Here is a 13,273-nt window from a genome sequence, read left to right on the forward strand (position 1 = left end):
ACGATGCAACCGACCCTGCTGACGCTGATGCAGCATTTCGCGGCCGAGACACCGGACGCGAAGTGCCTCGCGTTTGACGACGAGCTGCTGACGTTCGCGGATATCGATCGACGCAGTACGCAGCTGGCCAACGTGCTGCGCGAGCGCGGCGTGGGTGCGGGGGGCCGGGTGGCGCTGCTGTCGCATGCGGCGTGCGTGTTCTACGAGCTTGCCTACGCATGCGCGAAGATCGGAGCGATCATGATGCCGCTGAACTGGCGACTGGCGGCGGGCGAGATCGCGGCGATCATTGCGGATGGCGAACCACAGCTGGTGCTGGTGCAGGATGTACTGGCCGATCGCCTTACCGGCGTAGCGGTCGAGACGATCGATCTGACGGCGCTCGATGCGTTGCGCGACGCAGCGTCCGATGTGCCACCGAAGATCATGGTCGATCCCGATGCGGCTACCCTGCTCCTCTATACGTCGGGGACCACGGGCGTGCCGAAAGGCGTACTGATCAGCCAGACCAACCTGTCTTATGTCGAGCGGATGGCACGCGAGGTATGGGCGTTCACCGCTGACAGCGTCAATCTGGTGGCGATGCCGCTCTTCCATATCGGCGGGATCGGCTACGGCATGATGGCGCTCAGTCAGGGCGGGCATACCGTGCTGCTCGAAAAGCTCGACCCGGCCAGTGTGGCGGCGACGATCGACCGGCACGGGGTGACGCACACATTCTTCGTCCCGACCGTGGTGCAAAGGCTGGTCGACCATGTCGACACAGGCGGCATTGCGCCGCAGAGACTGCAACGCATTCTTTACGGTGCGGCCCCGATCGGCGAACCGTTGCTGCGCCGCGCGATCGCGCTGTTCGGCTGCGAGTTCAGCCATGCCTATGGCGCGACCGAGACCGCCGGGACCGTCATAAGCCTGCCGCCGCACGAGCATGATCCCGATGGCCCGACGCCCGAGCGGTTGCGATCGTGCGGCCGGCCCTTGCCGTGGGTCGAGTTGCAACTGGTTGATCCGGACACCGAGGTGCGCGTCGCACCCGGCGAGGTCGGCGAGGTCCGGATCCGGTCGGGGATGGTGATGATCGGCTATTGGCGGAAACCCGCCGAGACGGCTGCGGCCGTCACGCCCGATGGCTGGCTCAGGACCGGCGATGCCGCCTATTGCGACGGCGAAGGGTTCGTCTTCATCCACGATCGCTACAAGGACATGATCGTGTCAGGTGGAGAGAACGTTTATCCGACCGAGATCGAGAACGTCCTTGGCGCGCATCCGGATGTCGGCCAGGTCGCTGTGATCGGCGTGCCGCACGCAAAATGGGGCGAGACCCCGAGGGCGTACGTGGTGCCGCGGATCGGTGCAGACCCGGACGAGGCGGCGATGATCGCCTACACGCGCGAGCATCTGGCGCATTACAAATGCCCGACCTCGGTTCGCTTCGTCGGTGCACTGCCGCAGAACGCGTCCGGGAAAATACTGAAAAAGGATCTGCGCACGCTCGACCGCGCGCGGTCGGAAATTGTGGCATGACGTTGTCCCCCCAGGCACGCGCATTACGCGGGTTCGCAGTCGATTTTTTGACCTCGCACGATCCGCAAGCTGTCGAATGGGTGATGGACCCGGCCTATAAGCTGTCGATCGGTGGACACGTGTTCGACGGGCGCGACGACCAGTATCTTCCCGCGACCGCGGCACAACTCGATCAGTTTCCGGGACTGACGGTAACGGTCCACGACACGATCCTCGGCGTCGACGGTGTGGCGATGCGCTTTACCGAGCACGGCGCATCGGTGCGCGACGACGGTCGCGTCGCAGCATGGCGCGGGATCACGGTATTCCGTCTAGCTGGCGAGCGGTTGTCGCATGGCTGGGCGGAGGAGGATTACTTCGCCCGCAAGCGTCAGTTGAAGAGCGGCCTGCCCGACGCGGTTGCCGCCCCTGCCCTCGCGCCGTGGGATCAGCCGGTACTGCCGCCCGATCCCGCAACCGAGGCGATTGTGCGCGATTGGTTGCCTGGAATGTTAAGGGCTGCCGCAGTCGAGCCCGTGCTAGTCGACGGACCGGACTTTGCAGCGTTGGTCGAGATCGATACGCTGACGATCTCCCACATGTTCACCGCCGGCCCCCGCGCGGCCGCGCATGTCGAAAGCCACGGACGCTATGCGGGCGGGTTCGTCGACATCGACCGGGCATTGGTCGGAGAACCGGTCATCCTCAGACTGGCGGCGATTATCGACGTGGCCGACGGCACGGTTTCACGCGCGCAGGTATCCGGCGACCGGCTCGGGCTCCATCGTCATCTGCTCGCCCTGCAACGCGAGCGGAAAGGGTAACATGGCCAAGATCATCATCACGTGCGCGGTGACGGGCGGCGCGCATACGCCGAGCATGTCGGACGCGCTGCCGATCACGCCCGAGGAAATCGCCAACCAGGCGATAGCTGCCGCAGAGGCGGGCGCTGCGATCCTGCATCTCCATGCGCGCGTGCCCGAGACGGGACAGCCGACCGGCGATCCGGACGTCTACGCGCAATTCCTGCCGGTGATCCGCCAGCGTACCGATGCGGTCGTCAACCTGACCACGGGTGGCTCGGCGACGATGCCGCTCGACGATCGGCTGGCGGCGGCGACGCGCTTCAAGCCGGAGATGTGCTCGCTCAACATGGGCAGCATCAACTTCGCGTTCCACGGCGCGGGGCGGCGGATCACCGACTGGAAGCACGCGTGGGAAAAGGACTATGTCCTCAACTCCGACGACTATATCTTCCGCAACACCTTCCGCGACATCGACCGGATCATTACGACGATGCGCGAGGGCGGCACCAAGTTCGAGCATGAATGCTACGACGTCGGCCACCTCTACAACCTCGCGCATTTCGTCGCTGCGGGGATCGTCGAGCCGCCGTTCTTCATCCAGATGATCTTCGGCATTCTGGGCGGGATAGGTCCCGATCTCGAAAATCTGATGTTCATGAAGGCGACTGCGGACCGGCTGTTTGGGCGCGACTCGTATCAATGGTCGGTGCTGGCGGCGGGCAGGCACCAGATGCCGTTCCTGACCCAGGCCGCGCTGATGGGTGGGCATGTCCGCGTCGGGCTGGAGGACAGCCTCTTCATTGAACGCGGCGAACTGGCGGTCTCGAACGCGCAGCAGGTAGCGAAGATCGTCCGCATTCTGCACGAGATGGGGCATGAACCTGCCACGCCGAGCGAGGCGCGCGCGATGCTCGGCCTCAAGGGTGGCGACCGGGTGGAGTTCTGAGCATGGCACGCACGATCATCGACCTATCGGTGTTCCTCGAAAACGACGTGATCTCCGATCCGCCCGGCTACGGCCCGAGTATAGAATACATCGATCACAAGGCGTCGGTCCCGGGGTTGCTCGGCTTTTTTCCGGGTTTGGCAGCAAACGACCTTCCCGACGGCGAGGCCTGGGCAATCGAACGCGTTGCGCTCACCACGCACAATGGAACGCACCTCGATGCGCCGTATCACTATGCGTCCACCATGGATGCCAAGATTGGAGATGGCGGCAAGCGCGCGATCACGATCGACGAGGTACCGCTCGATTGGTGCTTCCAGCCCGGCGTCAAACTCGACTTTCGGCATTTCTCCGACGGCTACGTTGCGACCGCTGAGGACGTCGAGGCGGAACTGGCGCGGATCGGACATACGCTGTCCCCGCTGGAGATCGTCGTCGTCAACACCAGCGCGGGCGACCGGTTCGGATACGACGATTATGTCGCTTCGGGCTGTGGCATGGGACGCGACGCGACGCTGTACCTGACGGAGCGCGGCGTGCGCGTGACCGGCACCGACGGCTGGAGTTGGGACGCGCCGTTCGTCCATACCGCGGCTGAATATGCGAAGAGCGGTGACGCAGGACTGATCTGGGAGGGTCACAAGGCCGGGCGCGACATCGGCTACTGCCATATCGAGAAATTGCACAACTTGGAGAGCCTGCCGGCAACCGGGTTCACGATCGCCTGCTTCCCCGTAAAGATTCGTGCGGCATCGGGCGGATGGACACGCGCGGTGGCGATACTCGATTCCTGAGCCGCTTGGGTTGCAGATATCGTCAACGCCTGCGTGGATTAACTGCTCTGTCCCCGACTCCTCGGAAGGCAGAACGAGCCGCTGAAAAAGTGTAACGCGCGCTTCTGTTTGTCAGCACGACCTGTTTGATGTTGCGTAATTACGCCTCCAACCGATCACCCAAGTTATTGTCAACGTTTCTGTTGACAGTCGACGGAAGGCGCGCCTAGCTTTCGACATGTCGGGGGGGGAGTTTCCCTCACCGACCACCACAGCGGCTTCGGCAGACCATCCAAAACTGGAGGTCGGCCGGATAATCATACCGCGACACAGGAGGAGGATGGCATGAAGGTGCGTTCATATCGTTCGGTCCGGATCGGCGCGCTTGCCGCCGTCTGTTCTTCAGCATTGATAGCGGGGACCGCGCTCGCGCAGCTCGCACCCGCCCAGGGCACGCCGGTCCCCCCCGCCGCTTCAGTCGCCGTCCCGCCAGGCAACCCCACGCCGCTTGAGCAGGCCACGGATGCCGCCCCGGTCGCCAGCGACGCAGACATCGTTGTCACCGCGCGTCTCCGGAAGGAAGGGTTGCTCGACGTGCCCGTCGCCGTGTCCGTGCTGTCGGCCGCAGAAATCAACAAATACAACGCCACCGACCTTACCAAGATCGGCGAACTAACCCCAACCGTGATCGTCAGCAATTATCGCACGATCGGTGGCGGTTCGATCGCGATCCGCGGGATCAGCTCGCCGCCGACGCAGGTTGGGTATGAACAGCCCGTCTCGGTTGCGATCGACGGCATCCAGTCGTCCTCCGGGCGCGTTGCGACACTCGGATTCTTTGACATCCAGCAGGTCGAAGTGCTGAAGGGCCCGCAGGCGCTGTTCTTTGGTAAGAACAGCCCGGCCGGCGTCATCTCGATCACCACCGCAGGACCGACCGATCGCTTCGAGGTCGGCGGACGCGTCGGTTATGAATTCGTCGCCGACGAAGTGTCGGGCGAAGCGCATGTCTCCGGCCCGATCACCGAGACACTTGGCGGCCGCGTGGCGATCAAGCACCGTGATGCGAAGGGCTGGCTCTACAACAACGCGCAAGTCGCGCCGAACCCGTTCTTTCCGGCCGCACTGCCCGCGTCGACCGGAACGCTACCCGGCGCACCGGGTCGCAGGGTCGGGGACGACGAGACGATGGGTCGCGTGACGCTCGAGTACAATCCGACCAGTGCATTTTCGGCAAGCGCAAAACTGTTCGGGCTGATCGCGCATGATCAGGGCGGCGGCTCGTTCTCACAGAATATCGGTCCGTGCACGGGCGACCGGCCAAGGTCGTTCGGGGTCGCCGATCCGTTCGGCGATTGCCGCGCCGACAACCAGACCAGCTTCAGCAACATCGTCCCCGCGATCGCCAACCGCATTCCCGCGCTAGATGGTGACAACCGCTCGCGCGGGCTGAATAAGGCGTACACGGCGTCGCTGGTGCTTAAATACGATACCGACGACTTCAACCTGTCGTCACTGACCGGCCGAATCTACAACCGGTATCGCAGCGTATCGGGCCTGACGCACACCGTCGACAACGCGCTGACCACGTACGAAGACACCAGCTACGCTAGCTTTAGCCAGGAATTCCGCTTGCTGACCAAGCTTGACGGGCCGGTCAACTTCCTCGTCGGCGCGTATTACGGCGACACCCGCGACGAACTGTACAACGACACCAATTTTCGCGCCGACATCAGCTACAATCCGCTCAACGATAGGATCGAGACGTACGAGAAGGACGCGTACCTGACCGGCCGCACCTATTCGGTGTTCGGCCAGGCAACTTGGCTGATTGTGCCTAAGCTCGAACTTGCCGCAGGCGCACGTTACACGTCGGAGAAGAAGAAGACGCGGAACCAGAACCTTTATGGCATAAACTCGGCGCTAGGCCGGTTTAATACTGCCGCAACCGTGTTCGCAAGTTCGACCGACCAGACTCCCGGTATCCTCGCCGGGACCTTCAAGGATGACAACATTTCGCCCGAGGCGACGTTGTCCTACCATCCGGTGGCCAATTCGACGCTGTACATCGCCTACAAGACCGGTTTCAAATCGGGCGGGTTCGGGATCACCAGCCCGATCCAGACCAACACGACGCTCGCCGACATCGACTTCGATTCGGAAACAGTGAAAGGCTTTGAGGCGGGCGCCAAGGGTGAGCTGTTTGACCGGCGGCTGCGACTGACTGCATCAGCCTTCGCATACAACTTTAGCAATCTGCAGGTCACGCAATACGACGCCAGCACGATACGATTCCAGATCAGCAACGCCGGACAGGTACGCCAGCGTGGTGGCGAGCTTGAGGCCAATTTCGACGCCACACGGATGCTGCGACTGCATGCCGCGGTTGCATACGTGCACAACCGGTTCCGCGATTACACCGGCCAGTGCTACGGCTACACGATTCCAGCGGCCGTTGCGCTTACCGCCGCTGCACCGTCCGGATGTTCGTTTGTGACCAACGCGACGGGTACGCGGACTTTGACCGCGGCAGGGACGCCAATCCTGCAACAGGTGCTCGACGGCCGAGCCCCAGCGCGTTCGCCCAACCTGACCGGCAATGCAGGCTTCGAGCTGACCATCCCGGCCAGCAATGATTTCGAAGTCGGGGTGACCGGCGATACCTTCTATAACTCCGCATACTTCGCGAGCGACTCCTTTGCGCCCGCCTCCAAGCAGAACGACTTCTGGCGGTTCAACGCGAGCGCCCGCGTCGGGCCGACCGACGGCCGGTGGCAGATGTCACTGATTGGTCGCAATCTGACGAACAAGTACTATCTGCTGTTTGCGGGTGATCGCACCGGCGGCACTAGCATTCCACTCACGCAGGGCGAGCAGCGCGGAGTCGTGGCGCGCGGCCGGGAAGTCCTGCTGCAGGCAAGCTTCAAATATTGAACAACGTCGGAGAGTCGAGCGTGAAGCCAGTGTATATCGTGTCGGGCGTACGGACCGCGATCGGTGATTTCGGGGGCAGCCTGAAGGATCACGCGCCCGCGGACCTGGGCGCGAGCGTCCTCGCCGAAGCAGTGCGGCGAGCCGGGTTGACGCCGAACGATATCGAGCATGTCGTGATGGGTCAGGTGATCCAGACGATACCGCAAGACGCGTATCTGGCGCGGGTCGCGGCGCTCAAGGCTGGGGTTCCCGACCGCGCCCCTGCCCTGACACTCAACCGGCTATGCGGATCGGGCCTACAAGCGATCATCTCGGCCGCGCAGATGATCGCACTCGACGAGGTCGAGATCGCGGCAGCCGGCGGTGCAGAGGTAATGAGCCGGTCGCCTCACCACGTGCCCGCGGTTCGGTTCGGCCAGAAGATGGGCGACGTGCAGATGGTTGATGCGATGATCGCGGTCCTGAGCGATCCGATCGACGGCTATCACATGGGCATCACTGCGGAAAACATCGCGCGCGATCACGACGTCTCGCGGGTCGATCAGGATGCCGCCGCGGTCGAGAGCCACCGGCGGGCGGCGCAGGCGCAATCCGAAGGACGGTTCGACGACCAGATCCTGCCGATCACCGTCAAACAAGGTCGCGGCACACGCGAATTCGCGGTCGACGAACACGTCCGCGGCGACGCGAATGCCGACTCGATGGCGAGTTTACGCCCTGCCTTTCAGAAGGCCGGCACGGTGACGGCAGGCAACGCGTCGGGGATCAACGACGGTGCCGCAGCCGTGATTTTAGCGTCGGCATCTGCGGTGGAGGCGCGCGGCCTGACGCCGCTCGGCAAGATTCTCGGTTGGGGTCATGCCGGCGTTGCGCCCAGCCACATGGGGTTGGGGCCTATTCAGGCGGTACCGATTGCACTCGAACGCGCTGGTCTGACGCTTCACCAGATCGACGTGATCGAGTCCAACGAAGCCTTTGCAGCACAGGCCTGTGCGGTATCGCGAACGCTTGGGTTCGACCCCGACAAGGTGAATCCGAACGGATCGGGTATATCGCTCGGCCATCCGGTCGGTGCGACGGGGGCTATCCTGACGGTGAAGGCTCTCTACGAACTTGCCCGCAACGGCGGCCGCTACGCTCTCGTGACAATGTGCATAGGCGGGGGGCAGGGTATAGCGATGATCGTCGAACGCGGTTGAAAGGATTCGTGGTTTCCGTGGGGCAGAATCATTCTGTTTTGTGAGCGGCAACGAGCGAACGCTATCGACAACGCAAGATGCGGAAGTGCCGCTAGTTCTGATATCATTGACTTTGAACGCAATCTTTCGTCCCAGCTTCACCATATCATGAATATTTCGCAACCACTGCGCCTAAATTGTCCCCCGATCTTTACTTATCTGCTTCCCCGCCGGCTTCGGTCTATCGCTATCGTCATTTTAGAGTAGAATGAGCTTTTCAAAGCGTTTGAGAACCTTGTTGCCGATACGTTAGTATCGAAGCTTCGTTTTGACCCACAAGACGACACTCAAGCCGCATTTTTCGTCTCCCAGCTACGGCCGTTCGTTCATCGGCTGAAGCAGGACCCACGTTGCTTCACAGCTGGTTTGTGAAGGACCGCCGTTGAAGTGTTCAGGCATGGTGCTGGTGTGATCGGTCGTCCTTCGCCGCGCCCATCGGCCGGCTACCTCTTTGAAACCGCGCGGCGCGTGCGCCGGCAACGTCGATGCTGGCCTGATAGCCGTGCTTCTCAAGCAGGTGCAGCAGGTTAGCGCCGTTAAGCAGTGCCAGCGGCTTGTCGCTGGCGAAGCGGTAGGCGTCGGGGCCATAATCGGAGGTGGTGACCAAGATGCCGCGCGACGCGCCCTCGTTCATCACCGTGCCGTAGAGGTCGCGGACCGCGGCGACGCCAACCGTGCGGGTGTAGCGCTTGGCCTGGATGACGATCTTGCCGCCGCTGATCGGGTCGGGGTCGAAGGCGATGGCGTCGACGCCGCCGTCGCTGGAGGACTGGGTGACCTTCACCTCGCCGCCGCGGCTCAGAAATTCCTTCTCGAACAGCTCGCGGACGAGGTGCTCGAAGTCATCCCACGATATGGAGGCGAGATTGGTCCCCTGGCTGAGGGTGGAGCCGACCTCGCGGGCTTCGATGAAGCGGCGGTCCTCGCGGTCCATCTCAATGACAGGTGGGACGGGCGCGAGCGCGGAGAGGCTGGCGGCAGAGACGCCCTTGAGCGCCTTGAAGCACGCCTTGGGATCGACGCGGGCGAGGTCGATGCGGCAGAATTCGTCGCGCTTGGCGAGGACCGACAGGATGCATGATCGCCGCTGGAGCCCGGTGGCCGGATCCACGGACTCGACCATGCCGTTGAAAAGAACCGCATCGACATTGCCGTCGACGTCGGCCTCGAAGAGCTCGTGGATGGTTCTGAGGCATATCTGGTGGCAGGCGCTGTCGAAGTTGGCCTTGCGGTCGCGCTCGGCGATCTTCGTCTCGACCAGCTCGCCGGTGGCCTTCACGAATTTAACCGACTTCGTTTGCGGCAGCCGGTCTGGGGCGGGAAGGTCGTAGGCCAGCAGCAGCAGGCGGTCGTCCGGCCGATATTGAACCTCATAGGACTTCTCGAACAGGCCACCGTAGTCCGAGTTCTCCAACACCAGCGATGCGTGTTCGATGACAGCATCGGGATCGCGGTCGGCGACCGCGTCGCGCAGCGCGTCGACCTTGGAGTGGGAAGCGGCCTGCGCGGACAGGTGCTCGGCCTTGGCGCCATGGTGCTCGGCCCAGAAAGCGGCCTCCCGCGCTTCCCAGTTCGTCATCGCGACCGCGTGCAGCGCCTCGCGCTCCATTTCCGACCGCCGCCACTCCTCGCCGGCGCGGGCGTTGCGCGTCTCGGCCTGCCCCTCGAGATGGCGGCGCTTGCCGAGCAACCGATCAAGCAGGCCGATCTGCAACGCCTCGTAGGCGGGTTCCGGGCGGGGTACTGTGGTAGGCTGCGGTTCCGGGAAGCGGGACGGCATCGGGTATTGGCTGCGGTCGTTCAGCGTCTCCCAGTCAATGGCGTCATCGATGGTCAGTGTGTGAGCGAGGATGCGGCTTATGCGTTCCTGGTCGCGGATGGCATCGGCGGTCATGTCGTCGGCCGCGCCCTTGCCGGTCTGGAAAAGCCTTTTCGTCTCGAACGCGACCAGCTTCTCGTCCCAGTCGGCTAACAGGGCGTCAACTTTGCTCTGAAGAATGAACAGCTCCGGCGCACCAAGCTCGCGGTGCAGGTTCATCGTCTTGTGCCGAATGTCGATATAGTAACGCAGGATCCGGTCGCCGCGCGCGCTAAACTTGGCGCTGAGATTGCCGATTTCGAGCTTATCTAGGTTCGGCGAATGCAATGTGATGTCGGTCATTTCGGCAGTTCCCCTCGGCGTCTCCGCGCTGTCCTTGAGAGTCGAGCACGACGCGCGGTCGGCGGCAAGTCGGCTCGCAATTAATGAGCGGAAAGGCCGTTCATTTCGGTCGGCCCCCACGCTACGCTGCCCCTAAGTTATCTCGGTGCTTGCCGTGTTGCTCACCGTGAGTCAGCCTCACAGCAGACTGACGATGCGTTGCCTGATGATCGATCGGCCAGCCGCATCTGCAGTTGGTCGAGCAGGTGGTGGTCGGCAGCACGCCACCGGCCCATCACTTTTCCCGAGAGCATCGACGAGGCGGTCTGGCCTTTTGGCAGCTACTCACCTGGCCCCCTCCCGCAGTGAGACCCACTTGCGGACGCTCCGAGGGCTTGAGCTGGCGCCCGCAACCAGACATCCGTTCAGGTTCGGTAGTTTCACCTAAATACGCGCAAACGAGCCCTCTGCTATAATCTCCGAAGTTAATCTCGGCCGCTAGCCTCGGCGCGTGCCCCTGTTCGGCGTCGAAAAGACCTCTCAAGACGCTGCCGCGATTTCGAGGTCAAGCTTGGCGATGCGGCCACGCAGCGCATTCAACCAAGTCGCCTGAGCCTGCTGGAGGGCATTCATCGCTCGCCGCACCGCCGCAGCCTTGTCGGCCGCCAGCGTCTCCCCTTTTGCGAGCGGACGAGGATCGCCGCCCATTCGTCATCGGAGATGCCGTGGTCCTCGTCGTGCTGCTCGTTATGTTCGACCAAGTGAACGTCGTTGAGGGTGCGCAGGAGTTCGGCGAGCGCCGCCTTTAACGCCGCCTTCGAGTCTCGGTGCCGTCAGCCTCGGTCGCGTTGAAATCGACCAGATACCAGTCGAGCTCACCACAAAGGCGCTGTCCGATTGCGAAGGCGTCGTGTGCGCCGATCGCGATGGTCTCCCCCGATTGATTAGTGGTGAGCCGAACGAGGTCATTCATCGGATTCGCGATGCTCTTGGCGACGCGGGCGAAGCGGTCCTGCGCTTCGCGCAGCAAACTCGCCAACGTCTCGCGATGCTGGATCTTGGTCTTGAGGTTGGTGTCCTTCAGCTGCCGCCATACCGGTCGCGCCGCATAATATGCCGCACCGATCGCCAGCACACCGCCGATCGGTGTCTGGAAATCGTAGACGGCAACGCCGATCTCGCAGAGCCAAGGCTGCGAAGCCGGCAGCGCACCGTGCAAGACGCATGCGGCACGCGGACTGCAGCGACCGCCTCCGCGCTCGGCCAGTTGTCGAACTCTAACAGGTTCATCAGGGCCGTTACACCCATGGTCGCGACTTCGGCATATTGAAGGAGCTGCCACGACGAATAATAAGTTACGACTGTCTGCGACGCGTAGAAGGGTTTCGCGCCTTCCGCGTTGACCGAGACCCGATAATCGCGCCACGCCACGAACGGCAGCTCGGCCGGATGCTCGATGAAGGGCAGAAACCGCGCCTCGGGATCGTCAAGCGGATGCGGTGTGACCGTGGGATCGATCTCCCAACGCCTCTTTTGTCGTGCCTGCTCAAGCGCGTTGGCATCTTCCCAGAGCTGTCCCTCCGGCTCATGGATGCCGCCGACATCATAGCCTTCGTGGTCCTGCGCCCACCAGCGGCGCTCGATGGGGTCGGGATAATGTAGGCGCAGACGCGGGATCAGCGACCGCTGCTTTTCCAATCGCTCGAGGACGGTGTCGGAGAGGTGGCCGTGGGTCACCTTCAAGGCCTTTGCCTCGTCGAGGAATGCCTTAGCATCGAGATAACGGGACATGCGCATGGCGTTTATCTAGTCCTTCCAAGGACTGAGATCAGCCTGGTCGCTATTTTAAATAAGGTTAGGCTATCAGGACGTCTCTTGGTGAGGCCGGGACCGCCGCTTTATTTCGCATGCGTTCCACCAAGCCCCTTCGGGTCTCGGCCCTGGGAAGGTCAATCGACTGACAAGGACGGCAGCGCGCAAAAATCGCTTTTAAAACAGGCAGTATCCTTTCGGCGTGAGTAGGCAGGTGACGAGCCCCTTTGGCCGCCCCTGAACAAGCGAGCGCTTCTTCGCGCTTGCCACCCGAAAGCGGATTGATCGCTCCACACCAACGACAAGCGTTCGCGCCTCTGCCCGCCGCCTGAAGGAGCGTCCGCTTTGTCGCGATCGCCGCCCGAAAGCGGACTGACGCCATTCCACCAGTATTTTCAAAATGCAGACCTTCCGCTTCCGGAGGACCGGTAGGCGGTCGCCCCTACCCTTCCCGTCACGTGCTAGCGGATCGTCACGACCTTGACCTCGGCAGCATCTGCGACCTTCTTCCAGTTCAGGTCGCTGGTCCAGGCGGGCAGCCCGTCCCGTCGGGCTAGCGCCAGACAGAAGCGATCTCCAAGGCTAAGGCCCGCCTCGGCCGTGGCGGCGCGCAGCCGCCCAGCGATTTGCGCCAGAGCCTTGTCAGCGGGCACCACCGTCAGTGGCAACGGATCGAGCATGGCGTCGACTTCTCGCTCGGGCATCCCAGCATGGATGAAGTGGGTCACCACCTCGGCGTAGTTCACGCTGCTCACCCGCGCACCGGCGATACCGGCTGCAACCTTGGCGGCCCCCTTCTCGCCCTTGATCATGGCGATAAGGGCTGAGGCGTCGAGAACGACGCTCATTCGCCGCTGTCCTCACGACGCCGCTGAAGGAAGGCGTCAACCGAGGCGTCGGGATTACCGCCGGTATATCGCCTGGCCAGCGCCTGTGCCCTTGCCACCGCCTGATCGGCGGTCCGCAGAACGAGGCCATCTTCCGTTTCGTCGAGATATACCGCACCGCCACCGGTCAGACCCAAGCGCTTACGAACGTCGGCGGGAAGGCTCATGCGCCCGTTCGGCGTGATATTGATCTGAAGCGTCATGACAGCCTCTATATCTTCCGACCGCCTCACC

General features: G+C 62.8%; 12 protein-coding genes. 6 read left to right on the forward strand and 6 right to left on the reverse strand.

Annotated features, from left to right (window positions below; translation table 11 throughout):
• Positions 1-3: 3 nt before the first annotated feature.
• The 6 genes from O6X71_RS18820 (at position 4) to bktB (ending at position 8,161) form a co-directional block, all read left to right on the forward strand.
• Complete coding sequence (locus tag O6X71_RS18820) at positions 4-1,524, forward strand: AMP-binding protein (RefSeq protein ID WP_353467217.1); 1,521 nt, start codon at positions 4-6, stop codon at positions 1,522-1,524.
• Positions 1,521-2,327, forward strand: coding sequence for an ester cyclase (locus tag O6X71_RS18825; protein WP_162235500.1), 807 nt, complete (start codon positions 1,521-1,523; stop codon positions 2,325-2,327). The genes O6X71_RS18820 and O6X71_RS18825 overlap by 4 nt, the downstream gene beginning before the upstream one ends.
• Before the next feature lies 1 nt (position 2,328).
• Complete coding sequence (locus O6X71_RS18830; protein WP_333992996.1) at positions 2,329-3,255, forward strand: 3-keto-5-aminohexanoate cleavage protein; 927 nt, start codon at positions 2,329-2,331, stop codon at positions 3,253-3,255.
• A 2-nt stretch (positions 3,256-3,257) separates the two neighbouring features.
• A complete protein-coding gene (locus tag O6X71_RS18835) occupies positions 3,258-4,049 on the forward strand; it encodes a cyclase family protein (protein WP_056025042.1) in 792 nt (263 codons plus the stop codon).
• A gap of 324 nt (positions 4,050-4,373) precedes the next feature.
• Positions 4,374-6,962 (forward strand): TonB-dependent receptor, encoded by a 2,589-nt coding sequence (locus tag O6X71_RS18840; RefSeq protein ID WP_353467218.1) that lies wholly within the window; start codon positions 4,374-4,376, stop codon positions 6,960-6,962.
• 20 nt (positions 6,963-6,982) lie between these two features.
• Positions 6,983-8,161 (forward strand): beta-ketothiolase BktB, encoded by a 1,179-nt coding sequence (gene bktB / locus O6X71_RS18845; RefSeq protein WP_056025036.1) that lies wholly within the window; start codon positions 6,983-6,985, stop codon positions 8,159-8,161.
• Between the two features lie 430 nt (positions 8,162-8,591).
• Here the strand turns inward: bktB and O6X71_RS18850 are convergent, their stop codons facing one another.
• The 6 genes from O6X71_RS18850 to O6X71_RS18875 all read right to left on the reverse strand — a co-directional run bounded on the left by O6X71_RS18850 (position 8,592) and on the right by O6X71_RS18875 (position 13,242).
• Entirely contained in the window at positions 8,592-10,361 is a 1,770-nt protein-coding gene (locus O6X71_RS18850) for a restriction endonuclease (RefSeq protein ID WP_353467219.1), read from the reverse strand.
• Positions 10,362-10,880: 519 nt separating this feature from the next.
• On the reverse strand, positions 10,881-11,048 hold the full coding sequence (locus tag O6X71_RS18855) for a hypothetical protein (RefSeq protein WP_353467220.1): 168 nt from the start codon (positions 11,046-11,048) through the stop codon (positions 10,881-10,883).
• Between the two features lie 97 nt (positions 11,049-11,145).
• Positions 11,146-11,379, reverse strand: coding sequence for a hypothetical protein (locus O6X71_RS18860; protein WP_353467221.1), 234 nt, complete (start codon positions 11,377-11,379; stop codon positions 11,146-11,148).
• A 41-nt stretch (positions 11,380-11,420) separates the two neighbouring features.
• Entirely contained in the window at positions 11,421-12,131 is a 711-nt protein-coding gene (locus tag O6X71_RS18865; protein WP_353467222.1) for a hypothetical protein, read from the reverse strand.
• Between the two features lie 482 nt (positions 12,132-12,613).
• Positions 12,614-13,000 carry a type II toxin-antitoxin system VapC family toxin gene (locus tag O6X71_RS18870; RefSeq protein WP_353467223.1) on the reverse strand — a complete coding sequence of 129 codons (387 nt, stop codon included), beginning with the start codon at positions 12,998-13,000 and terminating at the stop codon, positions 12,614-12,616.
• A complete protein-coding gene (locus O6X71_RS18875) occupies positions 12,997-13,242 on the reverse strand; it encodes an AbrB/MazE/SpoVT family DNA-binding domain-containing protein (protein ID WP_353467224.1) in 246 nt (81 codons plus the stop codon). Before O6X71_RS18875 ends, O6X71_RS18870 begins: the two co-directional genes overlap by 4 nt.
• Positions 13,243-13,273 lie beyond the last annotated feature (31 nt).

The organism is Sphingomonas faeni (assembly GCF_040407505.1).
Classification (GTDB): Bacteria; Pseudomonadota; Alphaproteobacteria; order Sphingomonadales; family Sphingomonadaceae; genus Sphingomonas; species Sphingomonas faeni_E.